This is a genomic window from Tabrizicola flagellatus, from assembly GCF_046295235.1.
In the GTDB taxonomy this organism is placed as follows: Bacteria; Pseudomonadota; Alphaproteobacteria; order Rhodobacterales; family Rhodobacteraceae; genus Tabrizicola; species Tabrizicola flagellata_A.
Window position 1 is genome coordinate 1 of sequence record NZ_JBKBLV010000038.1, and the last position, 18,585, is coordinate 18,585.

Annotated in this window: 19 protein-coding genes and 1 tRNA gene; 4 read left to right on the forward strand and 16 right to left on the reverse strand. The window is 69.8% G+C overall.

Features of this window, described 5'->3' with window-relative positions; translation table 11 throughout:
• From ACK4IU_RS15025 to ACK4IU_RS15085, 13 genes are all read right to left on the reverse strand, one after another.
• Positions 1 to 722 (reverse strand): DUF6538 domain-containing protein (locus tag ACK4IU_RS15025; RefSeq protein WP_409736640.1); only part of this gene is annotated, 722 nt, incomplete at its 3' end.
• Between the two features lie 61 nt (positions 723 to 783).
• Positions 784 to 859: transfer RNA gene (locus ACK4IU_RS15030), tRNA-Phe, on the reverse strand.
• Positions 860 to 920: 61 nt separating this feature from the next.
• Positions 921 to 1,100, reverse strand: a complete 180-nt coding sequence (locus ACK4IU_RS15035; protein ID WP_149587923.1) for a DNA gyrase inhibitor YacG — start codon at positions 1,098 to 1,100, stop codon at positions 921 to 923.
• Positions 1,097 to 2,146 carry a ribonuclease E/G gene (locus tag ACK4IU_RS15040; protein ID WP_409736642.1) on the reverse strand — a complete coding sequence of 350 codons (1,050 nt, stop codon included), beginning with the start codon at positions 2,144 to 2,146 and terminating at the stop codon, positions 1,097 to 1,099. Before ACK4IU_RS15040 ends, ACK4IU_RS15035 begins: the two co-directional genes overlap by 4 nt.
• Positions 2,143 to 2,718 (reverse strand): Maf family protein, encoded by a 576-nt coding sequence (locus ACK4IU_RS15045; RefSeq protein ID WP_409736644.1) that lies wholly within the window; start codon positions 2,716 to 2,718, stop codon positions 2,143 to 2,145. The genes ACK4IU_RS15040 and ACK4IU_RS15045 overlap by 4 nt, the downstream gene beginning before the upstream one ends.
• 6 nt (positions 2,719 to 2,724) lie before the next feature.
• Positions 2,725 to 2,943: a translation initiation factor IF-1 gene (infA, locus tag ACK4IU_RS15050; RefSeq protein WP_135450909.1), complete on the reverse strand. Its 219-nt coding sequence runs from the start codon at positions 2,941 to 2,943 to the stop codon at positions 2,725 to 2,727.
• A gap of 80 nt (positions 2,944 to 3,023) precedes the next feature.
• Complete coding sequence (locus ACK4IU_RS15055) at positions 3,024 to 5,657, reverse strand: HAD-IC family P-type ATPase (RefSeq protein ID WP_409736646.1); 2,634 nt, start codon at positions 5,655 to 5,657, stop codon at positions 3,024 to 3,026.
• A gap of 17 nt (positions 5,658 to 5,674) precedes the next feature.
• Positions 5,675 to 6,274 (reverse strand): GNAT family N-acetyltransferase, encoded by a 600-nt coding sequence (locus tag ACK4IU_RS15060; protein WP_409736648.1) that lies wholly within the window; start codon positions 6,272 to 6,274, stop codon positions 5,675 to 5,677.
• Positions 6,271 to 6,681 (reverse strand): ketosteroid isomerase-related protein, encoded by a 411-nt coding sequence (locus tag ACK4IU_RS15065; RefSeq protein ID WP_409736650.1) that lies wholly within the window; start codon positions 6,679 to 6,681, stop codon positions 6,271 to 6,273. The genes ACK4IU_RS15060 and ACK4IU_RS15065 overlap by 4 nt, the downstream gene beginning before the upstream one ends.
• Positions 6,682 to 6,863: 182 nt before the next feature.
• A complete protein-coding gene (locus ACK4IU_RS15070) occupies positions 6,864 to 8,936 on the reverse strand; it encodes a hypothetical protein (protein WP_409736652.1) in 2,073 nt (690 codons plus the stop codon).
• Positions 8,933 to 11,734, reverse strand: a complete 2,802-nt coding sequence (locus tag ACK4IU_RS15075; protein WP_409736654.1) for a DUF4159 domain-containing protein — start codon at positions 11,732 to 11,734, stop codon at positions 8,933 to 8,935. The genes ACK4IU_RS15070 and ACK4IU_RS15075 overlap by 4 nt, the downstream gene beginning before the upstream one ends.
• Positions 11,735 to 12,610 carry a DUF58 domain-containing protein gene (locus tag ACK4IU_RS15080; RefSeq protein ID WP_409736656.1) on the reverse strand — a complete coding sequence of 292 codons (876 nt, stop codon included), beginning with the start codon at positions 12,608 to 12,610 and terminating at the stop codon, positions 11,735 to 11,737.
• Entirely contained in the window at positions 12,607 to 13,611 is a 1,005-nt protein-coding gene (locus tag ACK4IU_RS15085; RefSeq protein WP_149587916.1) for an AAA family ATPase, read from the reverse strand. Before ACK4IU_RS15085 ends, ACK4IU_RS15080 begins: the two co-directional genes overlap by 4 nt.
• A gap of 178 nt (positions 13,612 to 13,789) precedes the next feature.
• Here ACK4IU_RS15085 and ACK4IU_RS15090 point away from each other — a divergent pair, with 178 nt between their 5' ends.
• The 3 genes from ACK4IU_RS15090 (at position 13,790) to ACK4IU_RS15100 (ending at position 16,235) form a co-directional block, all read left to right on the forward strand.
• Entirely contained in the window at positions 13,790 to 14,893 is a 1,104-nt protein-coding gene (locus ACK4IU_RS15090) for a class II histone deacetylase (RefSeq protein WP_409736658.1), read from the forward strand.
• A gap of 71 nt (positions 14,894 to 14,964) precedes the next feature.
• Complete coding sequence (locus ACK4IU_RS15095) at positions 14,965 to 15,543, forward strand: nitroreductase (protein WP_409736660.1); 579 nt, start codon at positions 14,965 to 14,967, stop codon at positions 15,541 to 15,543.
• Positions 15,543 to 16,235: an EI24 domain-containing protein gene (locus tag ACK4IU_RS15100; protein ID WP_409736693.1), complete on the forward strand. Its 693-nt coding sequence runs from the start codon at positions 15,543 to 15,545 to the stop codon at positions 16,233 to 16,235. The genes ACK4IU_RS15095 and ACK4IU_RS15100 overlap by 1 nt, the downstream gene beginning before the upstream one ends.
• A gap of 68 nt (positions 16,236 to 16,303) precedes the next feature.
• On the opposite strand, the gene ACK4IU_RS15105 is transcribed toward ACK4IU_RS15100, so the two are convergent.
• Positions 16,304 to 16,573, reverse strand: a complete 270-nt coding sequence (locus tag ACK4IU_RS15105) for a DUF1467 family protein (RefSeq protein WP_149587912.1) — start codon at positions 16,571 to 16,573, stop codon at positions 16,304 to 16,306.
• Positions 16,570 to 16,974: a methylmalonyl-CoA epimerase gene (gene mce, locus ACK4IU_RS15110; RefSeq protein WP_149587911.1), complete on the reverse strand. Its 405-nt coding sequence runs from the start codon at positions 16,972 to 16,974 to the stop codon at positions 16,570 to 16,572. The genes ACK4IU_RS15105 and mce overlap by 4 nt, the downstream gene beginning before the upstream one ends.
• Before the next feature lie 137 nt (positions 16,975 to 17,111).
• On the opposite strand from mce, the gene ACK4IU_RS15115 reads away from it, so the two are divergent.
• Entirely contained in the window at positions 17,112 to 17,789 is a 678-nt protein-coding gene (locus ACK4IU_RS15115; RefSeq protein WP_409736663.1) for a response regulator, read from the forward strand.
• Positions 17,790 to 17,807: 18 nt separating this feature from the next.
• Here the strand turns inward: ACK4IU_RS15115 and ACK4IU_RS15120 are convergent, their stop codons facing one another.
• The gene (locus ACK4IU_RS15120; protein WP_409736665.1) at positions 17,808 to 18,524 is read right to left on the reverse strand and encodes a GNAT family N-acetyltransferase; all 717 of its coding nucleotides are present in this window, start codon (positions 18,522 to 18,524) and stop codon (positions 17,808 to 17,810) included.
• Positions 18,525 to 18,585 lie beyond the last annotated feature (61 nt).

Below are 18,585 nucleotides of genomic sequence, written 5' to 3' on the forward strand. Positions count from 1 at the left end.
CGCAGGCTGGTCGCCGTGCGGTGTGCCTTGAGATACCCTCGCCAGTGGTTCTCGGACCAATGGCGAACCACTGGCTCGACGTCAATCATCACCGTCTTCGGGTCAGCGGCCTCAGCGGCCAAGCCCGAGGCAACGATGGAACGCGCTGCAAGCCCTGCAATGCCTACATCATCGCATCGAAGGGATCGGGCATACGCACATCGCTCCCCAAGGTCTTCCCTGGCTGCCGCGTAGTGGACTGGCAACCGCAGCACAAAGGCGTTCGCATCCGCCTTGGTGTAGGCCGTGATGTCCTTGTCGCCGCTCACGTCGATGACATAGCCGCACGATCTCTCAGCGGACCGCTGGAAGGTGATGGGGCGACCCTTGCCCTTCAGGCGCAAGTAGATGCTCACCGCCTCCGAGAGCTTCACACTGGCCGCTATAGCCGCCGCAGCGGGCATCGGCAGGGTGGAAGGGGCCACACCGATGTTCCCAGCCATGCGGAGCATGTGCTTTCCCGGCAGGTCGCTGTCGTTGATCCTGAGGTGATACCAATACTCGTCGAGCTTCTGAGCTGCCCTGACAGCACGGGAAGCGGCCACTGTGACCGACCTTGTTCGCAGGGAGTAGGAGATTTTCGATGAGGTGTAGTGGTGCCGAAGGTCGTTCGGAACGCGTCTGATGAAGTAGTAGACCCCGTCTTTCACAAATGAGTGGGGTGCAGCTTTGTTCTCCGCCATGTTCTACGCTCGCTCTATCCAAGGACAAAGCTGAGGCGTTTCAAGGGCTTGGCGGTGAAGGTGGTGCCCAGAGCCGGAATCGAACCAGCGACACGCGGATTTTCAATCCGCTGCTCTACCAACTGAGCTATCTGGGCACCGGTTGGTGGGCGGGTGATACTCAAGGGGCGTGGGGCTGTCCAGAGGGAAAACGCCCCCTCAATGCGGCTTTGGCGGCGTTCCGTCCTCGGAAACGTCCTCGGCCTCCTCCTCGGTCCCGGCAGGGATGCGATAGCCCTCGGTCAGCCAGCGGCCAAGGTCCACGTCGGCGCAACGGCGCGAGCAGAAGGGGCGGTAGGAAGGGACAGCGGGCTTGCCGCAGATCGGGCAGGCGGTCATGGCAGATCCTCGGGCAGAAGCTCCGACAAGGGCACACGGTCGCGCTTGCGGGTCAGTTCGTAGAGGCCCAGCGTCGTCCAGCCGGCAAGGTTCGCCTCGCCATCCGTCTTGAAGGCGGCCTTCAGCACCTGGTCGAGGATGTGCCGGTCGCGCTTTGGCATCGGGGCGAAGTCCACCACCACCTGCCCCCCCAGACCCCGCAGCCGCAGCTGACGCGGCAGGTCGCGGGCGGCGGCGACATTTGCCTTCAGCGCCGCCGCTGGCGAGGTATCGGGGCCGGTGTTCACATCGACAGCCACCAGCGCGCGGGTCGGCTCGATCATCATGTGCGCGCCCGCCTCCAGCACGACGCGGGGGCGGCGCAGCGCCGCGATCGCCTCGATCACACCGTGACGCTCGAAGCTTTCGGGGTCGGTGTCGGCGTCGTCCACTGCAGGGTCGAGCCAGTCGCGGAACGCAAGGTCATGCGCCGAAGGGCCATCGACCAGAAGCTCGGGCCCCCCAGAGATATCGGCCAGCACCGCCTCGGCCAGGCCGCGCATCGCGGCGATGTCCTCGACGATGGCCTTATCCTCGGCCTCGAGGCAGCCGGAGCGCAGGATAAGGCCAAGCCTGTCGTCCGCGCCGGACATGCCGGCCTCGGCCAGGACGGAAAGCTCGGCCCGGCGCTCCTCGTCCTTGATCCGGCGACTGATGTTCAGGCCCGGAGCGTCGGGGGTGATGATGGCGAAGCGTGATTTGAACAGGAGGCGCGTGGTGACGGGGACCGCCTTGCCGGCTTCGGCCGGGCCGGTGACCTGCACCAGCAGCCGCTGGCCGGGCGCCACGCCCGAGATCTGGCGCAGGAAGCCCGAGCCGCCCGGCAGTTTCACGAAGATGCCGCCCTGGCCCTTCACGGGCCGGTCGGCAACGGCGCGGTAGATCGCGCCGGGGATCGCCACGTCGTCCGCCGGGTCGATGGCGAGCTCCTCGATCCGCCCATCCACCAAGAGCGCCGCGGCCTGCCGGCCGTCGATCTCGTCCAGAACCAGCAGGCGTCCCTTCATTCCCGTCTCCAGACCGGATAGCCGATGGCCGTCAGAAGCGCCGCCGTCTCGGCCACCGGCAGGCCCATGATGCCGGTGAAGGACCCGGAAATCCACGGGATGAACGCCCCCGCAAGGCCCTGGATCCCGTAGCCGCCGGCCTTGCCCTGCCATTCGCCGCTGGCGAGGTAGACGTTGAGTTCATCGTCCGACAGCCGCTTCATCTTCACCACGCTCAGGCTTTCGCGCAGCAGCACCCGGTCGCCGCGGCGCACGGCAAGGCCGGTGATGACCTGATGCCGCCGCCCTCCGAGCGCCACAAGAAAGCTTGCGGCCTCGCCGGCGTCAGCGGGTTTGCCCAGGATGCGACGGCCCAGCGCCACGGTGGTGTCGGCACAAAGCACTACATCGTCAGGCCCGGCAGGCACGGCGCGGGCCTTTTCCTCGGCCAAGCGAAGGGCATAGGGGCGGGGCAATTCGCCCTTGCGCGGGTCCTCGTCGATGTCGGGGGGCAGGATCAGGTCGGGCACGATGCCAAGCCCTGCCAGCAATTCCTTGCGACGCGGGCTGCCTGATCCCAGGATAAGCCGCAAGATCAGTTACTTGAAGCGATAGTTGATGCGGCCCTTGGACAGGTCGTAGGGCGTCATCTCGACCTGCACCTTGTCGCCGGCCAGAACCCGGATGCGGTTCTTGCGCATCTTGCCTGCCATCGTCGCGATCAGTTCATGGCCGTTCTCGAGTTCGACCCTGAATGTCGCGTTCGGCAGGAGTTCCTTCACGACACCGGGGAATTCGAGAATGTCTTCCTTGGCCATGGTCTCTCCATTGCAGATGGGCCCGCGCGGCATGTCCCGCAGGCTTCCGCCGGGCCGTATGCCCCCGAAAGGGCCGGTTTTCAAGCGGATTCTTCCTGCCTTGCGACGGGCCGGGCGCTCAGGCCCAACCGGACCTGCTTTTCGAATTCGATCAGCGCGAAGAACACCACGCCCATCGCCACGATCAGGATGCCGTCTCGGAACGGCACGGCTTCGGTGCCAAGCACCGCCTGCAGGGGCGGAAGATAGGTGACCGCGACCTGCGCTAGGGTGGCCACGATCACCACCGCCCAGACGACCGGGGTGCCCCGCACCGCGGCCCATGTCAGCGAGGTGCCGTGCATGTTGCGGATGAAGAACAGGTTGAAGATCTCCAGCACGACCAGGGTGTTCATCGCCATGGTCTGGGCCAGGGCCAGGGAATAGCCCTTCTGGATCGCATAGCTGAAGACGCCGAAGGTCGCGGCCACGAAGAGGCCCGCGATCAGGATCACCTGCCAGACCAGTCCCCCCGTCAGCAACGGCGCATCGCGCGGGCGCGGCGGACGGGCCATCGTGCCGGCTTCGGTCGGCTCGAAGGCCAGCGCCAGGCCCAGTGTGATCGCGGTGATCAGGTTGATCCACAGGATCTGCACCGCCGTCACCGGCAGCGCGAGGCCCAGAAGCAGCGCCAGCACCACGACGGCGGCTTCTCCGGCATTGGTCGGCAGGGTCCAGCTGATCACCTTCTTGAGGTTGTCATAGACCGTCCGCCCCTCGCGCACCGCCGCGGCGATCGAGGCGAAATTGTCGTCGGCCAGCACCAGATCGGCGGCCTCCTTCGCGGCCTCCGACCCTTTCAGGCCCATGGCGATGCCGGCATCCGCCCGTTTCAGCGCGGGGGCGTCGTTCACCCCGTCGCCGGTCATCGCCACCGACAGACCGCGCGACTGCAAGGCCGTCACCAGGCGCAGCTTGTGTTCGGGGCTGGTGCGGGCAAAGACATCGACATCCAGAGCCTCCAACGCCAGTTCGGCATCGTCCAGCTTGTCGAGGTCTGCCCCGGTCAGGACGCGCCCGGGCTTGGCGAGGCCGATCTGCGCCGCGATAGCCGCAGCGGTCCCGGCATGGTCGCCGGTGATCATCTTGACCCGGATCCCCGCCGCCCGGCATTCGGCCACCGCAGCGATCGCCTCGGGACGCGGCGGATCGATCAGGCCGAGAAGGCCGATGAAGGTCAGCCCGCCGTCCAGCGTCGCCGTGTCGATCCTGTCGCCCGCTTCGGCGCGTTCGGCGAAGGCCAGCACCCGCAACCCCTGCCGCGCCATTGCTTCGGCCCGGTCGTGCCAAAGCCCGTAGTCAACGTCGCGGCACATGCGCAGCACCCGTTCCGGCGCACCCTTGACATGGGTCACGCCGTCGCTGCCCAGCACTGCCATGAAGCGGTGGCGGCTGTCGAAGGGCACCGCATCCACGCGGGCCGAGGGCGCTACACCGCCCGCCTTCGCGGCAAAGGCCAGAAGCGCCCCCTCCATAGGGTCGCCCTCGACGATCCATTGCCCGTCGCGCATGTGCAAGGCCGCGTCGTTGCACAGGGCCGCCGCCCGCGCGAGGCGCGACAGATCGCCCGCCGGCGAGATCTCGCCCTTTGGTTCGTAGCCCTCGCCGGTTACGGTGAAGGCACCCTCGGCCGTCTCGGCGGCAACGACGACCATCTCGTTGCGGGTCAGCGTGCCGGTCTTGTCGGTGCAGATGACCGAGACCGAGCCGATCGCCTCGATCGCGGGCAGGCGGCGGACGATGGCATTGCGCCGGGCCATGGCCTGCACGCCGATCGCCAGGGTGATCGTCATCACCGCCGGCAACCCCTCGGGGATGGCGGCGACGGCCACGCCGATCACCACCATGAACAGTTCGCCAAAGTCGTAGTGGCCGACGAAATAGCCCCAGACCAGGATCAGCGCCGCGATCAGTAGGATCAGGAAGGACAGCCAGCGCGCGAAATGGTCCATCTGCGCGACCAGCGGCGTGGTCAGGCTTTCGACCCCCGCCAGCAGCCCGCCGATCCGGCCGATCTCGGTGCCCTGCCCCGTGGCCACCACCAGCCCCTTCGCGGTGCCCTGCGTGACCAGCGTCCCCGACCACAGCATCGAGCGGCGGTCGCCCAGCGGCACGTCGGCCCCGACCGGCCGCGGGTCCTTGTCCACCGGCACAGACTCTCCGGTCAGGATCGCCTCCTGCGCCGCCAGCCCCCGCGCCTCGATCAGCCGCAGGTCGGCCGGCACCTTGTCGCCCGCCTCCAAGAGCACGATGTCGCCGGGGACGAGGTCCGCCCCCGACACGCTGACCCGCGACCCGTCGCGCAGGACCGCCGCCTTCGGCGCCAAGAGCGAGCGGATCGCCCCCATCGCCGCCTCGGCCTTGCCTTCCTGGATGAAGCCGATCACCGCATTGGCCAGCACCACGGCCAGGATCACCCCGGTGTCCACCCAGTGCTGCAGGCCCGCAGTTACGGACGCCGCGCCAAGCAGCACATATATCAGTACGTTGTTGAACTGCGCCAGAAACCGGACGACCGGCCCGCGTGCACGCGCCTCGGGCAGGCGGTTGGGCCCGTATTCGGCCAGCCGCCGCGCCGCCTCGGCAGAGGTCAGCCCTTCTGCCCGGGCCGCGAAGGCTTCAAGCGCGCCCCGGACGGTCTCGGCGTGGATGGCCGGAGTGCTCTCTGCTGCCATGTCCCTGATCCTTTTGTCTAATCAAGGGACCGCATCCAGAATTGCAAGGGTTTCTCGGTCTCTTCCGTGTCGCCGAGATCCCTCCAGCTGAAACGGGCGACCACGCCGGGCATTGGTTCATAGCCCCGGCCGCGCCAGAAGGCATCGTTGCCGCGATAGACCGCCGGGCGGGCCGGGTGATCCTCGGGCCGGATGACCGAGCAGAAGGCGACATGGGTCCGTCCCAGCGCGCGGGCATGGGCCTCGCGCAGGTCGATGAAGCGGTGGCCGAGGCCGATCCCGCGATAGGGCCGCAGCAGGACGGATTCGGCGCCGTAGAGGATCTTCTCGGTCGGGATGCCCATCTCGCGGAACGGGGCCGAGAATTCCGGCGCGTGGTCCTCCATCGGCGTCGAGGTCGAGGCGCCGACCAGCCGGCCCTCGTGGAACGCGCCGACCAGCAGCGCGCCGGGATTGCCGCGGTAGGTGGCAAGGTATTCGCGTTCGTAGTCCAGCGAACCGTCGTAGAGGTAGGGCCAGTCGCGGAACACCGTGATCCGCAGCCGGGCGACACCGTCCAGGGCGGCCTCCAGCTCGGGGCCGCGCAGGACGCGGACGTCGATGTCGTCGATGTTCACTGGCTGACCTGCCGGATCCAGTCGTTGAGATTGTAGAAGGTGGTGATGCGGGAGATGAGACCGTCGCGCACCTCGAAGAACCCGCCGGCGGGCAGGATGTAGGTCTGGCCCTTCGCCTCGGGCAGGCCGGGGTCGGTCTTGAGATACTGCCCGTGGACCACGAATTCCGCCGCCCCGCGGCTGCCGTCGTCGGTGGCGAAGATCACCATGTCCCTCAGTTGCTCGCGGTAGCTGACCCCCATGTGGCTGCAGAACTCGGCGAACTTCGCCTTGCCGATCCGGTGCCCGCCTTCGTTCACCCGGTGCTCGATGTCGTCGGTCAGGCAGGCAAGCATCTCCTCGGGTCTGCCGGCGTTGAAGGCGTCATAGTAGCGGCGGATCAGGGCAATGGTCTCGGCGCGGGGCATCGGGGTCTCCTTTTTGGTGCCGAGAGTAGCGGGGCGGCACAGGGTTTCCAAGCCGAAGGGGACCGGTGAGGCGCGGAAAGCGACCCGCCGGCCCCGGATGCCGATGCCGGGCACGTCGCGGCGCGAATGGGCCGTGCGCCGGGGGGGCGCCGGGCAACCGCAGGCACCCGACCGCAACGACGTCAGGCCGCCCTCGCGCCCTTGCGTCCCTCGACCAGCCAGGCCAGCAGGGCCAGCCCGGCGGCGATCAGAAGCCAGGCCCAGGCCGGCAGGGCCGGGACCACGTTGACCGAGGCCGTCAGATAGGCTTCGCGCGGAGTGATGCCGATCCAGCCGCGACCGACGGCGACCCTGCCCTCGGACACCGCACGGATGTCGGGCACGCCCGGCTCCAGCCGGGTCACTCCGCCGCGCGTCGCCTCGGCCACGGGTTGCAGAAGCTCGCCCGAGGCTATCGTCTCGGCGAACTCGCGCGGGGTGGCGGGGCCGACCGCGATCACCCGGGTCAGCTCGCCCTGTTCCAGCCGGTAAAGCCCCAGTGCCGGCGCCTGCCAGACCGTCTCGTAGCGCCCCGGCCCGACAAGCGGCATCGCGAGTTCCACCGCCGTCCCGTCCGGGCCCGTCACCGTCACCGGCCCCGGATCGGCCTCGGCGAGCGTCCGGCGGGTGATGGTCAGGGCCTCGCCACGCACCTCGGCGGTCAAGGTCTCTTCTTCCAGCTCCGGCTCCTTCAGCATCCAGTGCGCCAGCCGGCGCAGGAGTTCCAGCTGCGGCCCGCCGCCCTCATACCCCCGGCCCCAGAGCCAGGCCTGGTCCGAGGCCAGAACCGCGACGCGCCCCTGATCGACCCGGTTCAGCACCAGAAGCGGCAGGTCGCGCGGCCCCGACATCAGCACCTGGCCGGCGGTCTGCCGCACCTCGATCTGGCGGAACCAGCGGCCCCAGCCGCCCTCGGGCGCCTCCTTCTCCAGCCCCTCGGTCACCGGGTGGCGGCGGCCGAGATCGGTCAGCGCCGGGCGGAACCCGCCCTCGATCACCTGCGCCGTGGGGGCGACCGGCAGGATTTCCGCCAGCGGCGAGCGGTAGAGACTGTCCACCGCGCCAAATTCCGGCCCCGCCGCGACCAGCACGGTGCCGCCGTTCCGCACATAGGACACGATGTTGTCGATGTAGGACATCGGCAGGATGCCCCGCATCCGGTAGCGGTCGAAGATGATCAGGTCGAACTCCTCGATCTTCTCGACGAACAGTTCGCGCGTAGGGAAGGCGATCAGCGACAGCTCGTCCACCGGCACGCCGTCCTGCTTTTCCGGCGGGCGCAAGATGGTGAAATGCACCAGATCCACCGCCGCGTCGGATTTCAGAAGGTTGCGCCAGACCCTTTCGCCGGCATGCGGCTCGCCCGAGATCAGGAGCACCCGCAGCCGGTCGCGCACCCCGTTGATCTGCACGGCCGAGGCATTGTTGCGGTCGGTGATCTCGCCCTCGACCGGCGCCACGCTGAACTGCAGCACGTTCGCCCCGCCATGCGGCAGCGTCACCGGCAGTTCCAGGTCCTCGTTCAGCGGCACGGTGTAGGTTACCGGTTCCTCGGTGTCGATGGCGATGGTGAGCGCGACCTCGGTCCCCGCCGAGGCGGGCGGGGCACCCACGTCCTCGACCCTGAGTTCCAGCATGAACTCCTCGCCGATGATGGCGAAGGCGGGGGCGTTCTTCACCACGATGCGGCGGTCCCAGTCGGCGGCGCGGCCGGTCAGCAGGACATGCAGCGGCGCGGGCAGATTCGGCACCACGCCCGCGTCGTGCACCCGCCCGTCGGTGATGACCATGGCCCCGGCGACGCGGGCGCGGGGTTCCTCGGCCAGCGCCTTGGACAGCGCGGTCATCACGAGGCTGCCCGCATCCTCGGCCCCATCGCCGACGCGGCGGATGCGCAGTTCGGTATTCGGCAGCGCCGCGACCTCGGCCTGGATGGCGGCGACGGCGGCCTCGGTCTGCGCGCGGCGGTCGGCAAGGCCCTGGCTCGCGCTTTCGTCCACGACAAGGATGACGATGTCGGACAGGGTCTGCCGCTGTTCCTCCTGCAGGGCCGGGTTGGCCAGGGCCGCGACCAGCGCGGCAAGCGCAAGGCCCCGCAGCCACCAGCCCGACAGCCCGCGCCAGAGCGCGAAGGCGACCAGAGCCAGCGCCAGCCCCGCAAGGACGTAGAGCACCGCCCAGGGCACCAGCGGCGCGAAGACGAGGCTTGCGGTCATTGTCCCAGCCTTTCCAGCAGCGCCGGCACATGGACCTGGTCGGATTTGTAGTTGCCGGTCAGCACATGCATGATCAGGTTGATGCCGAAGCGGTAGGAAATCTCGCGCTGCTGTTCCCCGGCAAAGCCCCGGCCGATCTGCACCAGCGGCACGCCGACATCATCCGTGGCCCAGGCCGAGGCCCAGTCGTTGCCGCCGATCACCACCGGCGTCACCCCGTCATTGAGGTTGCGGAAGGGCATGCCCTCGGCCGCCTGCGCCTCGGCGTCGGGCGAGGCCTCGACCCAGACCTGCCCGCCCTGATGCCGGCCGGGAAAGTCCTGGAGCAGGTAGAAGGTCCGGGTCAGGACATGGTCGGGCGGCATGGGTTCCAGCGGCGGGATGTCGAGACCCGAGGCGATGAGTTGCAGCGCCTGGCCCTCGGGCGTGGTGCCGCCGCCGAAGCCCGCTAGATCGGCATCGCGGGTGTCGAACAGGATCATCCCCCCGGTGCGCAGATACTGGTTCAGCTTCGCATAGGCCGCGTCCGAGGGCTGCGTTGCCCCCGCCACCACCGGCCAGTAGAGGAAGGGGAAGAAGGCAAGCTCGTCCGTCTCGATGTTCACGCCCATCGGCATCATCGGCTCGACCGAGGTGCGCTGCCACAGCTTGTCGGACAGGCCCAGCAGCCCCGCGCGGGACATCTCGTCCACCTTGGGATCGCCGGTCAGGACATAGGCCAGCACGACGGCGCTGGTCGCCTCGAGCGCAAATTCCTCGGCCTTCGGGTCGGGCGGCGGGGCGGCGGCGTCCTGCGCCCTTGCCCCTTGCGGGGCGCCCGAGACCACCACCACGGCCAGAACCGCCGTCACCCCGCGCAGGATCCCGCGCAGGCGCCCGGCCAGCCACAGCGCGGCCAGCACGTCCAGGAGCAGCAGCACCGTCCCCAGCGTCAGGAACTCGCCCTTCAGGGGCCGTGCGGCGCGGGCCTCCAGCCGGTCCACCGGAACGCCGGCGGGCCAGACGGCCGGTTCCAGCACCGTCTCCGCCCCCACCACGTTCAGCGCCACGCGCCGGTCGGCCCCGGCGTACAGGCCGGGCGGGGTGGCCGCGGTCGGCCCCTCGGCGATGGCACGGGCGAGGACTTCTCCCTCCACGCCCGGCAGCTCTCCGGCATCGCCGGTCTGACCCCAGGCATCCAGCACCACCTCGGGCGACCAGGTCTGCCCGGCCAGGTCGCCCGCCTCGGGTGTCGCGGGCTTCGTGGACACGGCCAACCGCTCCAGCATCTGCACGAAAAGGCCCGACAGGGGCAGCGAGGACCATTCGGCATTGGCCGTCACATGCACCAGCACCACCTGCCCCGCCCCCATCACCTTGCGCGTGACCAGCGGCGTGCCGTCATCCAGCGCCGCGATGGTGCGTTCGGCCAAGTCAGGATCGGGCTGGGCCAGCACCTGCTGGCGCACCACCACATCGGCGGGCGCCACCAGCCCGAAGAAGGGCGAGCCATCCGGGAACGGCGCCAGCGCCTTCGGTTCGCCCCAGCTCATCGCGCCGCCCACGGTGCGACCGCCCTCGCGCAGGCGGACGGGCAACAGCGGGTCCTCCTCGATGCGGCTGACATCGCTGGCCGCCAGCACCGGCCCGGCAAAGCGCAGGAGCAGACCGCCCTTCTGCACCCATTCGGTCAGGCTCGCCCGCTCGGGTCCCGAGACATCGGCCACATCCGCCAGGATCACCACATCCGGGCTGGCCAGAAGCGAGTCGGCCAGGTTGGCCTCGATCAGGTCGGCGGTCGGGGCCAGCGCCTGGCGCAGGTAGTGCATCGGCGACAGAAGCTGCAAGGTCTCCTGGTCCGCGCCCGACCGCACCAGGGCGATCTTGCGCCGTTTGAGGCTGTCGTCGGCCAGGCTGACCGCCCCTGCGGTGCGCGCGCCCTCCAGCACGAAGCGATTGATCCGGTTGCGCAGTTCCGGCGGCAGGTCGATGGCCGCCTCGGCACGGGTTGCGCCGGCCTCGAAATTGAGCGTGACGCGACCAAGGTCGCGTTCCACTCCCGCCGGGTCCGGCCCCTGGGCCAGCACGTCGACCGATACGGGCGCCCCCGCCGGCACGCGCGAGGCTGCGACCGTCACCTGTCCCTCGGCATGCGCGGCCGGGTGCAGGGCAAGGACCGGGCGCGAAGTCTCGATCACGCGCAGATCGCCCCGCGAGCGCAGGGCGGCGACCAGATCCTCGCGGCCTTCGTGCGCAAGGCCATCTGACAGCCAGACCGTCTCGAACCCGCCCTCGGGCAGCGCCGCGGCCCAGCCGGCGAAGGCTCCGGGCGCCCAGGCCTGCGGCGCAAGCCCTGCGGCGCGGCCGGCCCAGGCCTCGGCGGTCTGGAAGGCCACCTGATCCGGCGGATCGCTCAGCCGGATCAGCGCGACCGGGCGGCCGCGAGAACCTGCCTCCTCGACCAGCGCCTCGATGCGGGCCTGCCGCTCGGGCCAGTCGCGGGCATCGGCCCAGCCGCCATCGACCGCGATCAAGAGGGGGCCGGAGCCCGCGCCGCGGTCCTCGGGGTTCAGGACCGGCCCGGCAAAGCCCAGGATCAACGCCCCTACCGCGATCGTCCGCAACAGCAAGAGCCACCAGGGCGTCTTGTCGGCCTCGACCTCCTCGTCCTTCAGGCCCAGAAGCAGTGCCACGCCGGGGAACCGCCGCCGGATCGGCGCGGGCGGCACGGCGCGCAGCAGAAGCCACAGGATCGGCAGCGCCACCAGCGCCACGAGAAGCCACGGCGTTGCAAATCCCAGGGGGCCCAGCGTGAACATCTACCGCTCCCCCTGCAAGGCCATGTAGGCCCAGAGCAGCGCCCCCTGCGCCGGGGCGCCGGTGTGATGGGTGGTGAAATGCCAGCCGACCGCCCGGGCCAGCGCCGCGAGCCGCTCCTTGCGTTCGGCCAGCCGCGCCAGGTAGCGCGCGCGCAGGTCGCCCGCCTGCCGCGTCTCGTGCGTCAGCGTCCCGCCCATGGAATCGAAGATCGTGCGGCCGTCGAAGGGAAACTCCTCTTCCGCCGGGTCAAGCACCTGGATCAGCACCCCCTTCACCCCCCGGTCGGCGGCGCGGGCCAGCCCCGCCTCGATGGCCTTCAGGTCGCCCAGGAAATCCGACAGGAACACTGCGCGGCCATGGCTGACCATGCCCTCGGTTTCCGGCGCGCCGTAATCCGCGCCCACCGCCTCCGCCGCCAGCCGCTCTGCAAGTCGCAGAAGCTGCGCCCGCCCCGCGCGCGGGCTGGCCAGACCCGCCAGCCCGACCCGCTCGCCCCCGCGCAGGAGAAGGACCGCCAGCGCCAGCCCCAGAAGCCGCGCCCGGTCGGACTTGGGCGGACGCGCCCGGTCGCCGGTGAAGGACATGCTTTTCGCCGGGTCGATCCAGATCGTCACCGACTGCGCCGCCTGCCATTCGCGTTCGCGCACGAAATGCGCATCCGACCGGGCCGAACGCCGCCAGTCGATCAACCGCGCCGAATCGCCCTGATGCGCCGGGCGATACTGCCAGAACTCGTCCCCCAGCCCCGCCCTGCGCCGGCCGTGTTCGCCCATCATCACGGTCGAGGCCAGCATCTCGGCCTCGGCCAGAAGGGGCGGCAGGCTTTGCCCCAGCGCCTCGGCGCGGGTGCGCAGATCGGGGGCGGCGGTGGTCACGCGGCGGCCTCGAGCCGCAGGACGCGGTTGGTGACGCGGGCGATGATCCCGGCCAGCGTCTCGCCCCGCGCACGGGCGGCGAAGGACAGCGCCATGCGGTGGATCAGCACCGACTGCGCCAGATCGGCGACATCGCCGACCGAGGGCGCAAGCCGCCCATCCAGAAGCGCCCGCGCCCGCACCATCAGCATGAGCGCCTGCGCCGCGCGCGGCCCCGGGCCCCAGGACAGGCTGTCGGCCAGGTCACGGCCCTCGGGTTCGCCCGGACGGCAGGCGCGCACGAGGTCGAGGATCGCCTCGACCACCTGATCGCCCACCGGCATCCGCCGCAACACGCCCTGCGCGCGGATCAACTCTTCGGCGGTGAAAACCTGATGCGCCTCGGCCTCCTCGGCCCCGGTGGTGGCGATCAGGATGTCGCGCTCGGTCTGGCGGGTGGGATATTCCACGTCCACCTGCACGAGGAAGCGGTCCAGCTGCGCCTCGGGCAGGGGATAGGTGCCCTCCTGCTCGATCGGGTTCTGGGTGGCCAGCACATGGAACGGGCGGCCGAGCGGGCGGTGCTGGCCCGCGATGGTGACTTCCTTCTCCTGCATCGCCTGCAAGAGCGCCGACTGCGTGCGCGGGCTGGCGCGGTTGATCTCGTCCGCCATCAGCAGCTGGCAGAAGATCGGGCCTTCGACAAAGCGGAAGGCGCGGCTGCCGTCGGCGGCAGTCTCCAGCACCTCGGAGCCCAGGATGTCGGCGGGCATCAGGTCGGGCGTGAACTGGATGCGGTTGGCCTTCAGCCCCATCACCGTGCCCAGCGTGTCCACCAGCCGGGTCTTGCCCAGACCCGGCAGGCCCACGAGCAGCGCATGCCCCCCGCAGAGCATCGAGGCGAGGACCAGGTCCACCACCTTCTCCTGCCCGATGAAGCGGCGGTTGATCGAGACCTTCGCCTGCCCCAGCACCGCGCCCAGTGCCTCGATTTCCGCGACCAGCGCCTTGCTGTCGGCCATGCCTCATGCTCCCTTCAGGGTCTGTTGCCGTCAGTAAAGCGAACTATCCCGCCGGGCACAAATGGCAAAAGGCGACTTGACACAAATGATCGTGAGAGGCCCGCGCCTCCCGCCATTGTCGCCCGACGCTGGCCAATCGCGCGCCGCCTGATTAGGCTTGCCCGAAACGGAGACCCGCATGACCACCGCCTTCTATTCCGACGAACGCTGCTTCTGGCACGGCGGCGGCAACTATGCCTTCACCCTGCCCGCCGGCGGCCTTGTGCAGCCCAGCCCCGGCGGGTTGCCCGAGAACCCGGAAACCAAGCGCCGCCTGCGCAATCTGATCGAGGTCACCGGCCTGACCCGGCACCTTTCGATGCGCGGGGCCGAGCCGGCCAGCCGCGAGGATCTCCTGCGCGTCCACCCCGACAGCTATCTGTCGGCCTTCAAGGCGGCCTCGGACGCGGGCGGGGGCGAGCTGGGCCTGCGCAGCCCCTTCGGCGCCGGCGGATACGAGATCGCGGCGCTGTCGGCGGGGCTGGCCAGCGCCGCGTTGCGGGCGGTGCTGACAGGCGAGGCGCGGAATGCCTATGCTCTCTCGCGCCCGCCGGGGCATCATGCGACCTCCGACTGGCCGAACGGTTTCTGCCTTCTGAACAACATCGCCGTGGCGATCCGCGCCGCGCAAGGACAGGGGCTGGTCCGCCGCGTCGCCGTGATCGACTGGGACGTGCACCACGGCAACGGGACCGAGGCGATCTTCTGGGACGACCCGGAGGTGCTGACCATCAGCCTGCATCAGGAGCGCAACTATCCGCTGGACACCGGCGGGGTCGAGGCGACGGGCAGCCCTGCGGCGCCCCTGTCGAACCTGAACCTGCCCCTGCCGCCCGGCTGCGGCCATGCGGCCTATCTCTACGCGATGGAGCGGGTGGTCCTGCCCGCGCTCGACCGTTTCCGCCCCGAGGCGATCGTCGTCGCCTGCGGCTTCGACGCGGCGGCAGTCGATCCGCTGGGCCGAATGCTGTGTTCGGCCGAGACCTTCCGCATGCTGACCCGCATGGCGATGCAGGCCGCCGACCGGCTGTGCGACGGGCGGCTGGTGCTGGTGCACGAGGGCGGCTATTCCGAGGTCTATGTCCCCTTCTGCGGCCATGCCGTGCTGGAGGAACTGTCCGCCGCCCCGGTCACTGCCGCCGATCCCCTGGCCGCGACCCTGGCCCGGCGCCAGCCCGACGCGCGCTTCGATGCCTTCGCCCGCGCCTGGATCGACGAGGCTGCCTCCGCCCTTGGCCTCTGACACCCCCGCCCCCCAAGATTTTTCGGCGAAAAATCTTGGGCCTGCACCTGACCCGAACCGAAAGACCCGACATGCCTGCCCGCAACGACGCCGCCCTCGCCTTCCTGAAAGCCCGCCGCTCACGCCCCGCGAAGCTTTTCACCCTGCCCGTGCCATCGCGCGCCGAACTGGAAGAGATCCTGACCGCCGCGACCCGCGTCCCCGATCATGGCAAGCTGGAACCCTGGCGGCTGATCGTGGTGCAGGGCGCTGCCTTCGCGCGGCTGGCCGACCTGGCCGAGGCGCGGGCGCGCGAACTCGGCGGCGACGAGGAGATGGTCGCCAAGGGGCGCGGGCAATACGACAATGGCAAGCTTGCGGTGGTGGTCATCGCCTCGCCGAAACCCTCGCCCAAGATCCCGCCCGTTGAACAGCTCATGTCGGCGGCCGCGCTCTGCTTCGGGATCGTCAACGCGGCCGAGGCGGCGGGCTGGGGCGCCTGCTGGCTGACCGGCTGGCCCGCGCACGACCCGATCTTCGCCGACCGCGCCTTCGGATGCGCCGAGGGCGAGACGGTGGCCGGCATCGTCCACATCGCCACCCCGCCGGCCGACGGCCCCGACCGCCCGCGCCCGGACCTGTCGCGGCTCGTGACCTGGGTCGAGGCGTGATCTTCGCGGCCTTCTTCGCGGCGCTCGGCCAACTGGGCGACCGGCGGTTCCGCCGGGTGCTGGGGCTTGGCGTGCTTCTGGCGCTGGCGCTTCTGTTCGCGGCCTATCTCCTCTTCCTGCAAGGCATCTGGTGGCTGGCCCCCGACACGGTGGACCTGCCGGTGATCGGCCCGGTCTCGGGGATCGACAGCTTCCTCGGCTGGACCTCGCTGTTCCTGATGCTGGGGCTGTCGGTCTTCCTGATGATCCCGGTCGCCGCCGCCTTCACCGGCTTCTTCCTCGAGGACGTGGCCGACGCGGTCGAGGACCGCCATTACCCGCATCTGCCTCCGGCGACGGCCCTGTCCTTAAGCGAAAGCCTGCGCCAGGCGGTCAACTTCCTCGGCGTGGTCATCGCGGTGAACCTGGGGGCGGTCTTCCTCTACCCCCTTGTCGGGCCGGGCGCGCCGCTCGTGTTCTGGGCGGTGAACGGCTACCTGCTCGGACGCGAGTATTTCAGTCTGGTCGCGCTCCGTCGGCTGCCGCCGTCCGAGGTCAGGGCCATGCGCCGGCGCAACCGCTGGACGCTCTGGGCCGCCGGGACGCTGATGGCCGCACCCCTGTCGCTGCCGCTGGTCAACCTCGTGATCCCGACGCTGGGGGTCGCGACCTTCACCCATATCTTCCACCGATTGGCGCAAGCAGGCCGCTGACGATGGGCGAAAATCCTTCCGAAAGGATTTGCAGAATCCTTCGAAGGATCTTGCGCCCGGACCGGCCGTCAGGGCTTCATCCGGCCGAACCAGTCCAGGTCGTGGACGGTGATCCAGCCCGACAGGATGATCCCGGCAATCACCGCCCAGATCGGCGTGGCGATCAGAGTGGTGATCCAGGCCTTGCGCTTCATGACCTCACCCGCAGGAGCACCGGGCGGCGTGCCGGGGACGATCTCGTTGGCCTCGTCCTGCGACTGGGTGCGGAAGGGCAGCACGCAGAACAGCGTCATGAACCAGGTCACGGAATAGAGGACAAGGGCGGCCGTGATGGTCATGCCTGTTCCAGCTCCACCAGGCAACCGTTGAAATCCTTTGGGTGCAGGAACAGCACGGGCTTCCCATGCGCGCCGATCTTCGGCTCTCCCGACCCCAGTACCCGCGCGCCCGAGGCCTTGAGGTGATCGCGCGCGGCCAGGATGTCATCGACTTCGTAGCAGATGTGATGGATCCCGCCCGCGGGGTTCTTCTCCAGGAACCCGGCGATCGGGGATGCCTCGCCCAGGGGATGCAGAAGCTCGATCTTGGTGTTCGGCAGTTCGATGAACACCACCGTGACGCCATGATCGGGCTCGTCCTGCGGCGCGCCGACCTTCGCGCCCAGGGTCGACCGATACTGCTCTGCCGCCGCCGCAAGGTCGGGCACGGCAATGGCGACGTGGTTCAGGCGTCCGATCATGGGGCTCCTCGCGCGGCTCGTGGCCCGCGTTATGCGGTGCCGGGCGCGGACCTGCAAGCGGCGCGATGGTCGCAGGCGCGTTAACCGCCGCTTTACGCGGTGCGGCGACACTCTGACCGCCAGATACGAGGTCCGCCATGCCGTTTCGCCCCCACCCGACCCTCCCCACCGCGCCTGCTGCGGGTCAGGACCTTCCGCTTCAGGGCCTGACGCTGATGCTGGTCGATGACAGCCGGTTCACCTGCGATGCCCTGCGCCTGATCCTGCAACGTGCCGGTGCCAAGCTGAGGCGTGCGGAAAGCCTTGAAATCGCGCGACTTCATCTCAACTGCTACCGGCCGGACCTGGCCATCATCGACCTCGGCCTGCCTGATGGCCGGGGCGAGGACCTGATCGCCGAACTGTCGGGTCAGGGCTTCCCGGTCCTCGGGATCTCGGGCGATCCCGACGGGCGCGATCTGGCGCTCGATGCCGGGGCGGCCGCGTTCCTGGAAAAGCCGCTCGGGTCCGTCGCCGGGCTGGTGCGACTGATTCGGCAACTGACGACCGGGGTCGGCCCGATCGACAAGGGCGAGGAGGTTCCCACCCCGGCGGGCGATCCCATGGCGCTGCGCGACGACCTGGCGCGCGCGGCCGGCCTGATCCGTGCCCCGGGCGATCCGGGCTATGCGCGCGCCTTCGTGCAAAGCCTGGCACGGGCCGCGGGCGACCAGGCGCTGGAAGACGCGGTCCGCGGCGGGACGACTCCCTTCGACCGGGCGCGCGTGGCGCGGATCATCGAGGACCGGCTCGAGGCGCTCCGCTCGCTTGCCTGACCGCCCCGGCCATCCGGATCAGCCCTCCAGCGCCGGGTCGCTGCCTGCGCGCACCAGCCGGGTCAGGTCGGACAGCCGCTCGCGCTGGCGGCCCTGCGCGTCGAAATTGGCCGGAGACAGCCAGAAGGCGAATGCCTCGGCCAAGGCCGGCCATTCGCTGTCGATGACCGAGAACCAGGCCGTGTCGCGGTTGCGCCCCTTGACCACCAGGTGATTGCGGAACACGCCTTCGAAACTGAACCCCAGCCGCTGCGCCGCCCGGCGCGAGGCGAGGTTCAGCGCGTTGCACTTCCATTCATACCGCCGGTAGCCCGCGCGGAAAGCCCAGTCCATCATCACGAACATCGCCTCGGTCGCCGCCGGGCTGCGCTGCATCGACGGAGAGATGCAGATATGGCCCACCTCGATCGACCCCGCCTCGGGCGCGATGCGCAGATAGCTCGCGATCCCGCCCGGCAGGCCGCTGGCCCGGTCACGCAGCACGAAAAAGCGCGGATCCTCGCCCGCCTCGCGCTCGCGCGCCCAGCGGTGATAGGCCGAGCCCGAGGCGAAGGGCCCGTAAGGCATGTAGTCCCACAGCGCATCGTGACCCTGGAAGGCGGCGTGCAGGTCGAAGGCATGGGCCTCGGCCTCGAGCGGCTCCAGCCGGACGTAGCGCCCCTCCATCGCCGCCCGGTCCGGCCGGGGCGGCGGCTGCCAGCCCTCGACCACGGCACCCAGTCGTTCGTCGGACACGCCCGATCCTCCCCTGCCCAGGCCACAGGCTAGGCCCCGGACCGGTCGCGCGCAAGCCGGC

Excerpts from the sequence above, each read along its gene's own strand:
- ACK4IU_RS15085 (WP_149587916.1), bottom strand. The coding sequence starts at position 13,611 with ATGGCCGACAGCAAGGCGCTGGTCGCGGAAATCGAGGCACTGGGCGCG.
- mce (WP_149587911.1), bottom strand. The coding sequence starts at position 16,974 with ATGATCGGACGCCTGAACCACGTCGCCATTGCCGTGCCCGACCTTGCG.
- ACK4IU_RS15115 (WP_409736663.1), top strand. The coding sequence starts at position 17,112 with ATGCCGTTTCGCCCCCACCCGACCCTCCCCACCGCGCCTGCTGCGGGT.
- ACK4IU_RS15105 (WP_149587912.1), bottom strand. The coding sequence starts at position 16,573 with ATGACCATCACGGCCGCCCTTGTCCTCTATTCCGTGACCTGGTTCATG.
- ACK4IU_RS15070 (WP_409736652.1), bottom strand. The coding sequence starts at position 8,936 with ATGACCGCAAGCCTCGTCTTCGCGCCGCTGGTGCCCTGGGCGGTGCTC.
- ACK4IU_RS15055 (WP_409736646.1), bottom strand. The coding sequence starts at position 5,657 with ATGGCAGCAGAGAGCACTCCGGCCATCCACGCCGAGACCGTCCGGGGC.
- ACK4IU_RS15090 (WP_409736658.1), top strand. The coding sequence starts at position 13,790 with ATGACCACCGCCTTCTATTCCGACGAACGCTGCTTCTGGCACGGCGGC.
- ACK4IU_RS15035 (WP_149587923.1), bottom strand. The coding sequence starts at position 1,100 with ATGACCGCCTGCCCGATCTGCGGCAAGCCCGCTGTCCCTTCCTACCGC.
- ACK4IU_RS15065 (WP_409736650.1), bottom strand. The coding sequence starts at position 6,681 with ATGCCCCGCGCCGAGACCATTGCCCTGATCCGCCGCTACTATGACGCC.
- infA (WP_135450909.1), bottom strand. The coding sequence starts at position 2,943 with ATGGCCAAGGAAGACATTCTCGAATTCCCCGGTGTCGTGAAGGAACTC.
- ACK4IU_RS15040 (WP_409736642.1), bottom strand. The coding sequence starts at position 2,146 with ATGAAGGGACGCCTGCTGGTTCTGGACGAGATCGACGGCCGGCAGGCC.
- ACK4IU_RS15075 (WP_409736654.1), bottom strand. The coding sequence starts at position 11,734 with ATGTTCACGCTGGGCCCCCTGGGATTTGCAACGCCGTGGCTTCTCGTG.
- ACK4IU_RS15095 (WP_409736660.1), top strand. The coding sequence starts at position 14,965 with ATGCCTGCCCGCAACGACGCCGCCCTCGCCTTCCTGAAAGCCCGCCGC.